We start from the raw sequence: 14,320 nt of genomic DNA, 5'->3' as shown, positions 1-14,320 counted from the left end.
CCCCCCCCCCCCCCCCTCCCCCCCCCCCCCCCCCCCCCCCCCCCCCCCCCCCCCCCCCCCCCCCCCCCCCCCCCCCCCCCCCCCCCCCCCCGCCACCGGGTCGGTCTGTCGGCTCAGTCCAGGTCGCGCAGGATCTGGTGGAGCAGGTCCTGGGTACGAGCGGGCGGGTCGGCCTCGACGCAGAGCCGCTCCATCGCGGCGGCGTAATGGTCGACGTCCTCCCGCTTGTCCAGGTAGATCGCGCTGGTCAGTTGCTCGATGTAGATGATGTCGGGCAGGTCCTGGTCGGCGAAGCGCAGGATGGTGAAGGCTCCGCCGGCGGCGGCGTGCCCGCCGGCGTCGAACGGCACGACCTGCAGCCGTACGTTCGGTAGCTTGGTCGCCTCGATCAGGGCGTTGATCTGCTCGCGCATCACGGCGGGACCACCGATCGGCCGGCGCAGCACCGCCTCGTCGATCACCGCCCACAGATTCGGTGGCTGTGGCCGATGGAGCAGCTCCTGACGCTCCATCCGCAGCTCGACCCGGCGTTCCACTTCGTCGGCTGGGGCCCGTCCGTGTCCGAGTAGGACCACCGCGCGGGCGTAGTCGCGGGTCTGCAGCAGGCCGGGTACGAACTGGACCTCGTAGCTGCGGATCATCTTCGCGGCCGCTTCCAGCCCCAGGTAGGACTGGAACCAACTGGGCAGGATGTCGCCGTACCGGTGCCACCAGCCGGGCGTGTTCGCCTGCCGGGCGAGCCCGAGCAGCGCTGTGCGTTCCCGTGAGTCGGTCACTCCGTAGAGGGTGAGCAGGTCGATGACGTCGCGTTCCTTGAAGCCGACCCGGCCGAGCTCCATCCGGCTGATCTTCGATTCGGAGGCGCGGATGTGCCAGCCGGCCGCCTCCCGGCTCACTCCCTGGCTCTCCCGGAGCCGCCGCAGCTGCGCGCCGAGCAGCATCCGCAGCACGGTCGGCCCGGTCGCCGATCCGCCATCTGGCTGGGCCGTCATCGTCACCCACCGACCTCCGGACACCGTCACGTCGTATGGCAGCTACTCTTGGCGAGTAAGCATGCCATGACCTGAGGGTGATCCCTAAGGCCCCGTCGATACCGGTCCGACCAGTGGACACCGCCGTGCGGTGCGGACGGTCGTCACCAGCAGAGTCCAGACGGGCCCCACGGTGCAGGCCACCGGCCGGATCGATGCTAGCGAATCAGGTCGTCGAAGTCACCGTCCCTTGCGCCGAGGATGAACGCCTCGATCTCCGCACGGGTGTAGATCAGCGCCGGACCGTCCGGGTAGCGGGAGTTACGCAGAGCGATCCCGCTACCACCGGGCAGCCGGGCAAGCTCGACGCAGTTCCCGCTGGGGTTGCTGCGGCCGCTCTTACGCCAGGCGAGGGTCGGCAGGTCGGTACTTGGAACGTCACTATCCGGCTTATGCATACATAAAATCCAAATCGGACATTGTCGCAACAGACGTAGGACTCCAGGGGCGGCCGCGCCTCGTCGCGGAAGGGTCAAATGCACGTGCATCTGCTCTTGCGCCTGCAAGGTATTGCGAGCATGATAGCGCACGTGAACTTGTATCCGGCGGTTTACCCATCGTGATGAATAATCGGACATTCGACGACATCACCCCCGATAAGACCAGGGGCGGCGTAGACAACGATGCACGCAGAGTCACCACTTTGCGGGCCGGTCAGCTGCCTCCGGAGTCATCCGACGGCAGCAGCCACGAGACACACCGCGCGCAGCGAGACAGGAGGGCGATGAGCATGCCGGCTCCCATCCTCAACCCCAACCAACGCGATCCCCGGGACGTCTACCCGACCGACCGCTACCAGCCGTCCGACCCGGTCTGGGTCTACCGCGGCGGCACCTGGTGCGCCGGGATCGTCGAGACCGCCTCGGCCGGCGCGGCGACCGTCACCTACCGGCCGACCGGCTCGCGTGGCACCGGAGTGGACACCATCACCGCGCCGTACGTGCTGCCACGGGCCGAGACCGACCCGATGCTGGACCGGGTGCACCGTTGACGGTCGCCCGCCAGCCGGAGGGGACCGACGACCACCCCGCCGGTCACCAGACTCAATATCGCGCCGCTGACGTGCACAAAGTCACCACTCAGTAGGCGAAAAACTACACAGGGATTGACAGCCATCACAGCAGCCGCGAGAATTTCCAAGAATTCTTGATCACCGGCGGCGCGGTGAATAGGCCACTCCGTCGGCGCGGTATTGCGACACCGTACCCATGCCCGGAAGCCACCAGAAGGGCTGCCCTGTGTCTGATGGCGCACTGTGTCTACCCTATCCGGAGTTACTGCCGACCAACCGGCACCGACTCCGCGCGGCAACCGCCGACGGCCCCCAAACCTCGGCCCCGGAGCCGCTCGACAACGCGATGTCGGGCGGCCTGGCCGACCCGGCCTCCGTCGACTACCAGGAGCATGACCGCTACTTCCAGATCCGCCGTACCCGTCACAGGCCGGAATCAGCGTTTCTCCACGCCTTGGCAATAGCGCATCTGGCGGTTCGGGAGAACGTCCACAAAAATGGGCTTTCGCAGCTCAGCGACGGCTATGTCGCCCAGCTCTGGCTCGGGCTGGAAAGCCTGTACCGGTACGCGGGCCACGACGTCGGCAACCAGCCGATCGGCGTTCTGGACAAGCCCGTCCAACGCCCGCCGCACCCGCAGTCGAACGGGACGGACCCGGGTGACTCCGACGCCGCCGCCGACCGGTGGCTGATCGGTCACCAGTTCTTCTTCACCCTGATGCAGGGGGCGATCACCGGGCTGAACTGCTTCCTCGGTGCCAGCGCCGACGGCGACGAGGCCGAGGCACGAGCCGCGCTGCGGGTCGCCACGGCGTTCATGCGCAGCTCGGCGGCCGCCTTCCGGTTCACCTCGGACTTCTCGCCGGTCGACTACGAGCGACTGATCCGTCCGGCGATGGCACCGCCAGCGGTGCGGGCCGGCTTCAGTGGACTGCAGACCCGCGACCACGCCCACCTCATGGCGCTGTTCACCGAGGTCCGCGCGATGCGATCCAAGATCGGCCCGGCCCGGTTGGGTAGCGCCTTCGACGAGTTCGTCGAAGGCACCGTCGAGGCGTACGAGGCGCACCAACTGATCTGCGCCCGGTTCGGCGGCGACGTGCTGCCCAGCCTCCGGATGGCCGCCCGGTCGGCGGGGCGCAGCACGTCTCCGGGGGTGCAGGTGGTACGGCAGATGATGCGGGCCCGGCTGTTCGCGCTGCACGGCAGCCACCGGGACCGAACCGACAGAGGCGGGACACCCGGTGGGCCCGAAGACGGCGGGACGCCGGACACCGGCCTGGGTGGCCACGGAGACGAAACGCCCGGCGCTGACGCCGACGGCCACGTCGACCAGCCGGCCGGTGATGACCGGTGATGAACGAACGTACCCAGGTCGGCGTCATCGGCGCCGGACCGGCCGGGATGCTGCTGGCAGTGCTGCTACGCCGGGCCGGGGTGGGCTGTGTGGTGCTGGAGCGTCGGGACCGCGAGTACGTCGCCAACCGCGCCCGGGGCGCCACCATGGAGGATCGGGTGGTCGACCTGCTTCGCCGGCACGACCTGGCCGGCGGACTGCTGCGGACCGGTGCGGTCGAGGACGCGGTCGAGTTCCGGCTCGGCGGGCGGCGCTACCCGGTCCACTACGAGCCGCTGGCCAACGGCCGCAGCCACTACATCTACCCGCAGCAGTTCCTGGTCCGCGATCTGGTCGACACCTACCTCGCCGACGGCGGTGACCTGCGGTTCGAGACTGCGGCGGAGGCGATCGACGACCTGACTGGGCAGCCCCGCATCCGGCTCGCCGACGGCCGCGAGCTGCACTGCGACGTGGTGGCCGGCTGCGACGGCGAGTACGGCGTCGCCCGGCGGGCAGTCCCCGCCGGGGCGCTGCGCTGCGCCGACTACCAGTACGACTACGCCTGGCTGTCGGTGCTCGCCGAAGCCCCGCCGTCCAGCGACTGCGTGATCAACGCCCTGCACGAGTCCGGGGCTTGCGTGCACGTCCGCCGGACGCCGACGGTGAGCCGGTTCTACCTGCAATGCGGGCGGGACGAGACCCGGGCGGACTGGCCGGACGAGCGGATCTGGAAGGAGGTCCGGATCCGGCTGGCCCTGGACGAACCGTGGACGCTGCACACCGGGCCGGTCACCGACACCGGCACCGTCCGGATGCGCAGCCTGGTCTGCGACCCGATGCGGTACGGGTCACTGTTCCTCGCCGGCGACGCCGCGCACATCGTGCCACCGGTCGGTGGCAAGGGCTTCAACCTGGCCCTGGCCGACGCGGAGGAGCTGGCACTGGGGCTGATCGAGCGGTTCACCACCGGCGACCACCGCCGGTCGGACGCCTACTCGCAGCACCGGCTGGCCCGCATCTGGCGCGCCCAGGAGTTCGTGCACTGGATGATGGACCTGGTCAACACCCCCGGGTACGGCACGGCCGACGCGGCGTTCCTGCACCGGGTGCAGGCGGCGCGGCTGACCCGGCTGGTCGACTCACCGGCCTACCTGGCCGCGTTCCTGGAGGACTACGTCGGGTGGTGGTGACTGAGGACGTTGGTCGCCCGCCACGTCGCACCGGTGCCGAAGACCAGCTTCTGCCCCGGGCCGACATGGCACGGGCCGGCCAGCGGGCTGTACGACTCGCTGGTCCACAGCGGCACTCCGGCGTACCGCAGCTGCTGGGTCCAGATCACCCCGGTCAGTCGCCCGGCGGCGGTCGCGGTGAGCCGCACCTGGTCGGGGAACCCGTCGAACGACGACGCCTGGTAGTCCACCGTCACCCAGTCCTCGGCGGCGGTGAGCAGCCGTACGTCCCTTCGCGGGAAGCGCAGCGCGCCGGACCGGGTTGGCGACCGCCAGGCCGGGGCAACCCCCTTGGCCGGACGGGCGGCACGCATCGCGACACCGTCACGGACCGCGTCCAGCAGTGGCTGGAAATCCCAGCCGTACGCCCCCTGCAGCGCCTCGGTGGCCTGGGCCAGATCGGTCAGCTCGGTCGGCAGGTCCCAGTCCAGCCGCTCGCAGCCGGTGGCCAGGTAGCGTACCTCGCCGGGCAGCACCCGACAGTCGGCCGTGCCGAACCGGCGACGCAGCTCGACGACCAGCCGGGAGCGCTCCTCGTCCAGCAACGGGTTATTGGTGTGGATCATGCCCAGGAGTACGTCGAACCGGCCACCGAGATCCTCCGGGTCGAGATCGGCGAGGTCGGACTCGACGAAGGTGATCCGGTCGGCGACCCTGTTGTGCCGGGCGATCTGCTCGGCCATGCCGACGTGGTGCCGGTCGACCGCGACCACCTCGGCGGCGCCCGCGTCGGCGGCGACCAGCGCCAGCAGTCCGCTGCCGGTGCCGGCGTCGAGCACCCGGTCACCGGGTCGCACCGCGCTGCGGACCGCGCGCTGCACGTTGTGTCCGCGGTCGATGCTCAGTAGCAGTCGCAGGTGCAGCTCCGGAGTGAACGGGATGTCCGTCGGCCCAGCCATCGATGAACTCCCTCTCGCGAAACCGGATGAATCACGATAAATTATCCATTGTCGATCCCAGTGTCAACCGGAAGGTTTCTCGGTGCGCGTCCTGTTCACCAGCCCGCCCGGAGTCGGGCATCTCTTCCCCACCGTGCCGCTCGCCTGGGCATTGCGGGCCGCCGGCCACGACGTACTGGTCGGCACCGCCGCCGAAGGACTGGCCGGCGCGGCCCAGGCCGGTCTGCCGGCGGTGGACGTCGCCCCCGGCGCCCCGATCGCCGCCGTGTTCGGCACCGGCACCGGCACCACCGATGAACTTGCCGCCCGGATGCGCGAGCGGGGCCGGCGGATCGCCGCCGCCGGCAGCCGTACCGACCCGCTGCTGCTGGAGACCTTCGGACGGGTCTCCGACCTGATGGCGGACGGGACGGTGACGTTGGCCCGCTGGTGGCGGCCGGACCTGGTGGTGCACTCCCGACTGCATCCGGCCGGCCTGCTGGCCGCCCGTGCACTGCGGGTGCCCGCCGTCGAGCACGGGTTCAACCTGTTCCGCGAAGAGGCGCTGGCCGCCCGGTTCCTGCCGTACCTGGCGGCGGCGTACGAGCGCAACGGCGTACCACTGGAGCTGCCCGACCGGGTGGTCCTGCACCTGGCACCGACCGAGCTGATGATCGGCGACGGCGATGGATGGTCGATGCGGTACGTGCAGTACAACGCCGGCGGTGCGCTGCCGGACTGGCTCCGGCTGCCCACCGCGCGCCCCCGGGTGCTGATCACCCTCGGTACCGTGGTGCCGGCGCTGGCCGGGTTGACCGGACTGCGCCGCACCATCGACGCCGCCGCGCAGACCGACGCGGAGTTCGTGCTGGCCCTCGGCGCCGACACCGACGTGACGGCGCTCGGGCCGCTGCCGGGCAACGTCCGGCCCGCCGGCTGGCTGCCGCTGCACCAGGTGCTCGCCGGCTGCTCCGCCGTGGTGCACCACGGCGGCTCCGGGACGATGATGGGCGCGATCTGTTCCGGGGTACGGCAACTGGTCCTGCCGCACGGCGGCGACCAGTTCGGCAACGCCGACCTGGTTCGACGGCACCGGCTCGGCCTGGGCTGCGCACCCGAGGAGGTGACCCCGCAGTTGCTCGCCGAGCTGCTGGCCGAGACCGGTCCGGCCAGTGGGGTGGCCTACGCGGCCGAGCTGATGTCGAGGCTGCCGGCACCGGCCGAAATCGCCACCCGGCTCGCACATCCGGGTGGAATCGACCGCCACGCCGACCAGCTTTCGGCGCTCGCCCCCGTCACCAGCGGTTCGGCCGCACACTGGACCGATGGGTGACGTCGCCGCGGTGCTACTGGTCGATCCGGCGGGTTCCGTGCTGCTGCAGCTACGGGACGGCAACGCGCCGAGCCATCCGCACGCCTGGTGCGTGCCGGGCGGGCACTGCGAGCCCGGGGAGACACCGGAGCAGGCGGCGTTACGCGAACTCGCCGAGGAGACCGGGTTGCGCCCCGAGCACGGGTTACGGTTGTTCTGCCGCCGGCAGCTGAACCCGCAGCGGACGGCGCACTACTACTTCGGCTCCACCCGTGCCCGGCAGTGCGACGTCCGGCTCGGCGAGGGTGCCGCGATGGAGTTCCTGCGGCCGGACCAGATCAGCGACGGCCGGCCGTTCGCTCCCGGCTCGGCGAGCCTGCTCGCCGAATTCCTCGCCTCGCCGCACTACGCCTGGCGGGTCACCGCCCCGTATGATCCGCTCCATGATCCGGGCCGGCGCCAGGTCCGCGCGCTCCACCACCAGGGCGGACGGTAGGTCGTTCCTCAAGTGGGCGGGCGGGAAGACCCGGTACGCCGCCGCCCTCGTCGCCGCGGCGCCGCCGTTCACCGGCAGCTACCGGGAGCCGTTCCTCGGCAGCGGAGCGGTCTTCTTCGAGCTGGCGCCGCAGCGGGCGGTGCTCAGTGACGCCAACCCTGAGTTGATCGTCTGTTTCCGGGAGGTCGCCCGCGACCCCGAAGCGGTGATGCGGCTGCTGGACGAGCAACCGAACACGCCGGAGCACTTCGCGGCGGTACGCCGCCGGTCGCCGACAGACTGTTCCGATCTGGAACGCGCGGTCCGGGTGATCTACCTGAACAAGACGGCGTTCCGTGGGCTGTGGCGGGTCAACCGACGGGGCGAGTTCAACGCGCCATACGGCGCCTACGACCGGCCGTACTACAACCGGCGGGTATTACTGGACGCCGCGCACGCACTGGCCGGAGTTGACCTACGGGTGGCCGACTTCGCCGAGCAGCTCGACGAGGCCGCCGCCGACGACTGGGTCTACCTGGATCCACCGTACGTACCGCTCGGCGGCTGGGCTGACTTTCGGCGGTACACCTCGGCGCAGTTCGGGCCGGCCGATCACGTGCGGCTGCGGGACGCGATGGTACGGGCCAGCCGGCGCGGCGTCCGGCTGACCCTGACCAACAGCGACACGCCGTTCGTGCGGGAGCTGTTCGGCGCGGATTTCCTGATCACCCGGATGGCGACCCGCCGGGACATCAACCTGCAGTCGGCGAAGCGGGGCAGCTGGGATCTGCTCGTCACCAACTATCAGCTGCCGAGTGGCGGATCAGCCCGGTAGGCCGGCCAGGGCGGCCCGGACAGCTTCGCCGAGCGACGTGGTGGGCCGGCCGATCAGTCGGGCGAGGTCGCCGCTGTCGGTGGTCAGGTCGCCCCGGGCGATGCCGACGTCGGAGGCGGCCAGCACGCTGGCGAACGCCTCCGGTACCCCGGCGTCGGTCAGCGCCTTGGCGTAGACGTCGGCCGGAAGATCCTGGTAGCCGATCTCCCGCCCACTGTGCCGGCTGATCTCGGCGGCCAACTCCGCCAGGGTGAAGGGCTCGTCGCCGCCAAGCTCGTACACGGTGCCGGCGGTGCCGGCGTTGGCAGCGGCGCCGGCGGGTGCCGGGGCGGTCAACACCGCGACGGCTGCGGCGGCGAAGTCGGCCCGGGTCGCGGCGGCGACCCGACCCGAGCCGGCAGCACCCAGCACGCTGCCGGTGGCGAGCGCCTGCGGCAGCACCGATCCGGTGTAGTTCTCCAGGTACCAGCCGTTGCGCAGCAGCACGAACGGCAGGCCGCTGTCCCGGATCAGCTGTTCGGTGGCGAGGTGTTCGGCGGCCAACGGGACGCTGCTGGTGTCGGCCTTGAGGATGCTGGTGTACGCGATCAGGTCGACTCCGGCCGCCTTCGCCGCCGCCACCGCGTTGCGATGCTGGTCGATCCGCCGGCCGACCTCGCTGCCGCTGATCAGCAGCAGCTTGCGGGTCCCGGCCAGGGCCGGCCCGAGAGTCTGCGGCTGGTCGTAGTCCCCGTGCCGGACCTGTACGCCGCGTGCGGCGAGGTCGTCGGCCTTGTCCGGGTTCCGTACGACGGCGACGAGCTGCGCCGGTGGCAGTCCGCTGTCCAGCAACTCGTCGACGACCAACCGGCCCAGCTGGCCGGCGGCACCGGTGACAGTGATCATTGTCAGCTCCTAGGTCCCTGCGGGGCGGCCCCACGATCGCCCTCGCCGGTCCGCGCCCGCGCCGCACAGCGAACCCTGCCCGCCGACCGACAACCCGACAGCAGACGACCCGCCGACCGACGATCCGATGGCCGCCCCGGTGGCCGACGTCTTCGCCCGCGGCTGCCCATCACGAGCCACCCTAGACCACATAACGGGCAAATGGGGCACGCTGGCGATGGCTGCCCACAGCGGATGCCACCAGCAGCGAAGCCGGCAGACACCCGGCCGGGCGTCACTGCAGCAGGCTGCCCACCGGCGAGAGCAACGCCCAGCCCAGGAAGGCGGTGTGCCGGTCCATCCGCAACCGCTCACTCTCCAGCACCGTCGGGTCGTCCCGCATCGGCCACATACGAGCCGCGTCCCGCCAGGCGATGTCCCGGGTGAACTCCACCAACCGGTTCTGGTACCAGTCGTCGACCTGCCCGTTGAGCCGGTCGAGGCAGATCTGCCAGCTACTCAGGTAGCTGCGCCGCAGCTGCGGGATCCGGTCGAAGAAGATTTCGTTGATGTAGAGGTAGTCGCGGTGCTGCTCGTCGTTGTCCGGGCCCGACCCGAGCTTGGCCCAGGTGCTCATCAGGGCGAACGGCAGGTCGTAGTTGATGTGCGCGTTCACCCCGGCGGCGGCCGACGGCAACGACCGTACGCTCTCGTCGCGCAGCCGGCTGAACAGCACCTCCCAGGCCGCCGGGGTGTCGCCCCGGTTGCCCCAGCAGCGCAGCGCAGCGAAGTACCGCTCCGCGAACTCGATGTCCAGCAGGGTGAGGAAGTCAGGGTCGGCGAACTCACCGGCCTGCAGCCGCTCGTCGATGGTGCTGGTGATCACCCAGTAGAGATGGTTGAAGTCGGCCACCGGATTGTCGCTGTCACACGGCGTGGCTGCCTCGAGCAGCTTCTGCAGCGCCGCCAGATCCTCGACCACGCCGGCGACGTCGGTCGGCCGGTGGTTGAGGACATCGATGATCTGGTCATGCACGTGACCCCAGCGGAGTTCTGGCATCGAACGCCTCCAGTCTGCAGTGCTCCCTCGCCCCGGGCGGGCGGTCGTCACCGAAACGGTCGGTCCCTACAGTGGCAGCCGCTGCCAACCCGCAGGTATCGGCGCAACGACGGGTGTCTCACTGGCCGATCCCGCCGCCCCGGTGTGCGGTTTTCCGGCGGCGACGTCAACCGGTCGGGGTGGACCGACCGGTCGGCGGCCGCTACGCACCGGACTGGCAGGTTCACCGTCGGGTATCAGGCACGCGGCTGGTTACGCATGAACACCCGGGTCGCCTCCACCCGCGTCTTGACCTGCAGCTTGTTGAGAATGTTCGACACGTGCACACCGACCGTACGTTCGCTGATGAACAGCACCTCGGCCGTCGCCCGGTTGGTCCGTCCCTCCGCGACCAGTTCGAGCACCTGACGCTCCCGGTCAGTCAGCACCGCAAGCTCGTCCGGCCCGCCCGGAGCGAGCACCTGGCCGGCCCGCTCGACCATCGAGGTCCGCTTCGCGCGGTCGTTGACCAACGCCCGGGCCACCCGTTCGCCGACAGTCGGCGGGCTGGTCAGACCGGTCCGCAGAGTGACCCGTTCCTGGCTGTCCACCTCGGGCATCGGTTCCGACTCACCCGCGCTCAGCGCCACCCGGGCGCGGCGTGCCAGGGCCTGGATCTCCTCGGTGAACGGACGGGCACCGAGCCGCCGGGCGGTCCGGTACGCCGCCTGCAGTGCCCGGGTCGCGTCCGCGTTACGGGTACGGATCCCGTACAGCGCCTCGGCCTGGCGCAACCGGGCGTACGCCGCCGGGTACGGATGGCACCGCCGCTCCCATACCTCGGCGGCCCGCGACCAGAGCACCGGGTCCGACCCGCCGTCGATCCGGCTGATCTCCGCGGCGCAGAGCTCCCGGTAGCCGATCACCGCGTCGCGTACCGGCGCCGCGGTCTCCGTGTTGCTGCTGCGCTCCATCCGACCGACCACCTTGACCAGGCGCTGCACCGCCTGTGGATCGATCGGTGTCCCGCTGGACCGGGCCTCCGCCTCGGCCCGTAGCCCGTGCCAGACCAGCGGCGCCTGCAACCAGACGTCACCTGAGTGCCGCTCGGCCAGGTCGATGCCCTGCTGTACCGCCTCCCGCGCCTCGGCATGCCGGCCACGCCACATGGCCAGCCCGGCGCGCAACGTCAGCAACGGCAGCATGTGCCGCATCCCGCCGCCAGCGGCCAGCAGGGTCTCGATCGCCTCCAGGTCGGACTCCGCACCGTCGAGGTGGCCGAACCCCACATGGATCCGGCAGCGGGCCAGCAGCAGCTCTACCGCGTCGGCCCCGGACGGCCGGTGCCGCAGCGCGGCCGTGATCGCCTCCTCGGCCTCGCTCCACCGGCCGAGCCGGAACAGCCCGTTGGCGGCGGCGGAGAGCAACCGGGTGCCGTAGGTACGGGCCAGCCCGACCCGCTCGGCCCGTTCCGCACCGTGGCGGGCGACCGCGACACCCTCCTCCAACTCGTTGAGGTGGCCACTAAGCAGCTCGGCGAGTTGCAGGTCGGCGACGGCGACGTCCGCCGGGCCGCCGGACAGTTCGGCGGTACGCCGCGCCTGCCGGACCGCTTCCTTGCCCGCCGCCGGGTCGTTGAGGTACGCCTGGCTGTAGCCGAGGGTCACCCCGGCCAGCACCATCGCCGACGCACAGTCGGGCACCCCGGCTGCCAGGTCCAGCGCCTCCTGGGCCCGCCGGCCAGCGTCGGCGTACCGGCAGAGTTGCAGCAGCAGGTCGGCGGAGTGCGCGGCGGCGGCGACCCGCTCGCCGGAGGTGGCGTCGGCCGCGGCCAGCGTCCGGTCGTACTCGCGCTCCGCCTCGGCCAGCTGGCCGACCGCTGTCAGATACCGTGCCCGCAGGGTGTACAGCCAGGACGGCGGCGGGCCGAACAGGTTGGTGGCCAACTGCTCCAGCAGGGTCAGCGCGCGCTCATGCTCGCCGCTGCGGTGCGCCGCCTCCGCCGCGCGTCGACCCAGCGTGGTCGCGTCGAACTCGACCAGCCAGGCCGGCGGGACCTGGTTGGCCAGGTCGACCGCGCTGGCCCAGTGCTCGAACGCCTCGGCGAAACCGTACAGCCGCTCCGCCTCCTCGGCGGCGGCGACCACGGCCGGCAACGCCCGGGTGGTCTCGCCGGCCTCCCGCCAGTGGTACGCCAACCGGGCGTGCTGCAGGTCACCGGTGGGGCCGGCGGCGAGCGCCTCGGCGTACCGCCGGTGCCACCGGACCCGCTCGCCCGGCAGCAGCCGCGGCTCCAGGACCTCCCGGATCAGCGGGTAGCGGAACCGGTACCCGTCCGGCTCGGACAACAGCACCCGCTGGCCGACCGCCTCGCGTACCGCCTGCAGCAGCCGGTCCTCGCCGAGCTGGGCGACCCGGGCCAGCAGGTCGTGAGCGACCGGCTCCACGCCGGCGGCGACCGCATGTGACACGAGCTGGGCGTCGGCCGGCAGGGCGTCGACGTGGGCCAGGGTGATCTCGCTCAGGGTCTCCGACAGGCCGTCCCGGCCGTCCCGGGCGTCCCGGGCCAGCTCCTCGGCGACGAACGGCACCCCACCGCTGCGCCGCCACACCGACTCGGCCAGGTCCGGCTCCGGGTCGCCGCCGAGCAGCTCCGCGACGAGTTGGGCGGTTTCCGTCCGGTCCAGGGGCTCCAGATCCAACACGTGGACCGCCCCGGAACGCGACCGGGACCGGCGTAACTCCAGCAGCATGCGGCGGATCGGATCGTCGCCCCGCAGCGTCTCGGTCCGCGCGGCGCCGAGCAGCAGCAGCCGGACGTCCCCCAGCCCGGCGAGGAGGTACAGCAGCAGATGCCGGGTGGTCAGGTCGGCCCACTGCAGATCGTCCATGACCAGCACCAGGGTCCGTCCGGCGGCGACCGCGCCGAGTCCACGGGTGAGCCGTTCCAGCAGGTCACCGGCTCCGTCGGGGTGCCGGGCCTCGCCGTCCAGCACCGAGATCAACTCGTTGGCCGCGGCGCCGGACAGAACGCCAGCCCGGCCGGCCGCCGGCTGATAACGCCGCAGAGCCTGCCGAAGTGGGTGCAGCGGCGATGAGTCCCCAATGTCCAGACATGCCCCGGAGAGCACCAGGGCACCGGCAGTACGGAGCCGGTCGCTGGCCGCGCTCAGCAGCCGCGACTTACCGATGCCGCTCTCGCCCATGACGAAGACAGCAGCCGTGTTCCCCCGCTCGACCCTACGTAGCGACTCGTGCAACACCTGCAGCTGAGCCTGCCGCCCGACGAAGGGAACCTCGTCGGAGCTGGGGGCCAGCGACCTGCCATCGCGTGACTGTGTCAATCCGATCACCGACATAAAGGGTGGGAGTATCTGACATACGTCGTTCTACAGATCCTAGGGCTGCGCTGGGCTGCGACCGTTTCAGCCGTCCGTCCCGTAGGTCGGTCCACACGGACCGGATCAGGTCCACCCCGGGAGCGGACTGAAGCACCACCACCACCGCGCAGGAGGCGATCATGAGGACGCTCCGCCGCAACTACCGCCGCCCCACCGGCCCGACCCACGCAGCCGGCCCGATCTGCCGTACATCTGTAAGGTCGACCCACCGTTACTGTGCCAACTGCGGAGCGCGACGGAAACCGCCGTCCGGCTGGTCCGTTCCAGCCGCCCGGACCCGCCGCCGCACGGTCAGCGTGCTCTTCGTCGACATGGTCGGCTTCACCGCCCTGTCCAGTCGGCTTACTCCGGAGGAGGTCCGCGACGTGCAGCTGCGCTACTTCCACGCGGTGCGGACGGTGATTCGACGGTGGGATGGAGTGGTGGAGAAGTACATCGGAGACGCGGTGATGGCGGTCTTCGGCATCGCCGGCAACGACGACGATCATGGCGATGGCGGCGCGTACCCGGCGGTGCGGGCCGCTCTCGAACTCGCCGACGCGGTCCGCCGTACCGACTTTCCCGACAATGCGCGGATACGGATCCGGGTCGGAGTGGCCACCGGAGCGGCGGCCATCGACACCGCGGGTGCAGTCGACGGCGGAGTCGGATTCCTCACCGGCGACGTGATCAACGTAGCCGCTCGGCTGCAGGCGCATGCCGCCCCGGGCGATGTCGCCGTGGCCGCGGAGACCTATCGGGCCGCCGGCACGAGGCTCAGGTTCCACCAACAACCACCGATGCCGATCACCGGCCGGAGCCAGCCGGTACAGGTGTGGCGGCCGCTGCCGGGGTTGGGGGGGGGGGGGGGGGGGGGGGGGGGGAAAGGAAGGGAGGGAGGAACAGGAGGGGAGGAGCAAAAACCA

General features: G+C 71.1%; 13 protein-coding genes. 7 read left to right on the top strand and 6 right to left on the bottom strand.

All coding sequences use genetic code 11. The features are described 5' to 3' along the window. Positions 1-113 precede the first annotated feature (113 nt). Together ACXAHD_RS27210 and ACXAHD_RS27205 are read right to left on the bottom strand one after the other, a co-directional pair. Positions 114-941: a helix-turn-helix domain-containing protein gene (locus ACXAHD_RS27210; protein ID WP_289213677.1), complete on the bottom strand. Its 828-nt coding sequence runs from the start codon at positions 939-941 to the stop codon at positions 114-116. A gap of 248 nt (positions 942-1,189) precedes the next feature. Continuing rightward, positions 1,190-1,429: a DUF397 domain-containing protein gene (locus ACXAHD_RS27205; RefSeq protein WP_278172180.1), complete on the bottom strand. Its 240-nt coding sequence runs from the start codon at positions 1,427-1,429 to the stop codon at positions 1,190-1,192. 332 nt (positions 1,430-1,761) lie between these two features. Between ACXAHD_RS27205 and ACXAHD_RS27200 the strand changes: the two genes are divergently transcribed. The 3 genes from ACXAHD_RS27200 to ACXAHD_RS27190 all read left to right on the top strand — a co-directional run bounded on the left by ACXAHD_RS27200 (position 1,762) and on the right by ACXAHD_RS27190 (position 4,572). After that, positions 1,762-2,022: a hypothetical protein gene (locus tag ACXAHD_RS27200; RefSeq protein ID WP_281552713.1), complete on the top strand. Its 261-nt coding sequence runs from the start codon at positions 1,762-1,764 to the stop codon at positions 2,020-2,022. 247 nt (positions 2,023-2,269) lie between these two features. Next, positions 2,270-3,400, top strand: coding sequence for a hypothetical protein (locus ACXAHD_RS27195; RefSeq protein ID WP_475054132.1), 1,131 nt, complete (start codon positions 2,270-2,272; stop codon positions 3,398-3,400). Continuing rightward, the gene (locus ACXAHD_RS27190) at positions 3,400-4,572 is read left to right on the top strand and encodes a 4-hydroxybenzoate 3-monooxygenase (protein WP_289211948.1); all 1,173 of its coding nucleotides are present in this window, start codon (positions 3,400-3,402) and stop codon (positions 4,570-4,572) included. Before ACXAHD_RS27195 ends, ACXAHD_RS27190 begins: the two co-directional genes overlap by 1 nt. Here the strand turns inward: ACXAHD_RS27190 and ACXAHD_RS27185 are convergent. Continuing rightward, on the bottom strand, positions 4,554-5,510 hold the full coding sequence (locus tag ACXAHD_RS27185) for a 50S ribosomal protein L11 methyltransferase (RefSeq protein WP_289211947.1): 957 nt from the start codon (positions 5,508-5,510) through the stop codon (positions 4,554-4,556). The two genes, ACXAHD_RS27190 and ACXAHD_RS27185, sit on opposite strands and share 19 nt — an antisense overlap. A gap of 82 nt (positions 5,511-5,592) precedes the next feature. Here ACXAHD_RS27185 and ACXAHD_RS27180 point away from each other — a divergent pair, with 82 nt between their 5' ends. From ACXAHD_RS27180 to ACXAHD_RS27170, 3 genes are read left to right on the top strand one after another with little or no spacing between them, the layout of a single operon-like run. Then, on the top strand, positions 5,593-6,822 hold the full coding sequence (locus ACXAHD_RS27180; protein WP_475054129.1) for a nucleotide disphospho-sugar-binding domain-containing protein: 1,230 nt from the start codon (positions 5,593-5,595) through the stop codon (positions 6,820-6,822). Next, a complete protein-coding gene (locus ACXAHD_RS27175; protein WP_281552708.1) occupies positions 6,815-7,297 on the top strand; it encodes an NUDIX domain-containing protein in 483 nt (160 codons plus the stop codon). The genes ACXAHD_RS27180 and ACXAHD_RS27175 overlap by 8 nt, the downstream gene beginning before the upstream one ends. Next, complete coding sequence (locus tag ACXAHD_RS27170) at positions 7,245-8,111, top strand: DNA adenine methylase (RefSeq protein ID WP_289211945.1); 867 nt, start codon at positions 7,245-7,247, stop codon at positions 8,109-8,111. Before ACXAHD_RS27175 ends, ACXAHD_RS27170 begins: the two co-directional genes overlap by 53 nt. Here the strand turns inward: ACXAHD_RS27170 and ACXAHD_RS27165 are convergent. The 3 genes from ACXAHD_RS27165 to ACXAHD_RS27155 form a co-directional block, all read right to left on the bottom strand. Next, the gene (locus tag ACXAHD_RS27165) at positions 8,100-8,996 is read right to left on the bottom strand and encodes an NAD(P)H-binding protein (protein WP_281552706.1); all 897 of its coding nucleotides are present in this window, start codon (positions 8,994-8,996) and stop codon (positions 8,100-8,102) included. The two genes, ACXAHD_RS27170 and ACXAHD_RS27165, sit on opposite strands and share 12 nt — an antisense overlap. Before the next feature lie 274 nt (positions 8,997-9,270). After that, a complete protein-coding gene (locus ACXAHD_RS27160; RefSeq protein ID WP_475054125.1) occupies positions 9,271-10,035 on the bottom strand; it encodes a DUF5995 family protein in 765 nt (254 codons plus the stop codon). A gap of 236 nt (positions 10,036-10,271) precedes the next feature. Next, entirely contained in the window at positions 10,272-13,367 is a 3,096-nt protein-coding gene (locus ACXAHD_RS27155) for a helix-turn-helix transcriptional regulator (RefSeq protein ID WP_281552704.1), read from the bottom strand. 167 nt (positions 13,368-13,534) lie between these two features. Here ACXAHD_RS27155 and ACXAHD_RS27150 point away from each other — a divergent pair. Continuing rightward, a partial coding sequence (locus tag ACXAHD_RS27150) for an adenylate/guanylate cyclase domain-containing protein (protein WP_475054122.1) occupies positions 13,535-14,320 on the top strand: 786 nt, incomplete at its 3' end.

It is taken from the genome of Micromonospora sp. ABR4_055 (assembly GCF_056160425.1).
This window is presented reverse-complemented; position numbering and strand designations above follow the sequence as displayed.

Coding starts and splice junctions, on each gene's coding strand:
- ACXAHD_RS27190 (WP_289211948.1), top strand. CDS start 3,400: ATGAACGAACGTACCCAGGTCGGCGTCATCGGCGCCGGACCGGCCGGG.
- ACXAHD_RS27210 (WP_289213677.1), bottom strand. CDS start 941: ATGCTGCTCGGCGCGCAGCTGCGGCGGCTCCGGGAGAGCCAGGGAGTG.
- ACXAHD_RS27200 (WP_281552713.1), top strand. CDS start 1,762: ATGCCGGCTCCCATCCTCAACCCCAACCAACGCGATCCCCGGGACGTC.
- ACXAHD_RS27175 (WP_281552708.1), top strand. CDS start 6,815: ATGGGTGACGTCGCCGCGGTGCTACTGGTCGATCCGGCGGGTTCCGTG.
- ACXAHD_RS27160 (WP_475054125.1), bottom strand. CDS start 10,035: ATGCCAGAACTCCGCTGGGGTCACGTGCATGACCAGATCATCGATGTC.
- ACXAHD_RS27170 (WP_289211945.1), top strand. CDS start 7,245: ATGATCCGGGCCGGCGCCAGGTCCGCGCGCTCCACCACCAGGGCGGAC.
- ACXAHD_RS27185 (WP_289211947.1), bottom strand. CDS start 5,510: ATGGCTGGGCCGACGGACATCCCGTTCACTCCGGAGCTGCACCTGCGA.
- ACXAHD_RS27205 (WP_278172180.1), bottom strand. CDS start 1,429: ATGCATAAGCCGGATAGTGACGTTCCAAGTACCGACCTGCCGACCCTC.
- ACXAHD_RS27165 (WP_281552706.1), bottom strand. CDS start 8,996: ATGATCACTGTCACCGGTGCCGCCGGCCAGCTGGGCCGGTTGGTCGTC.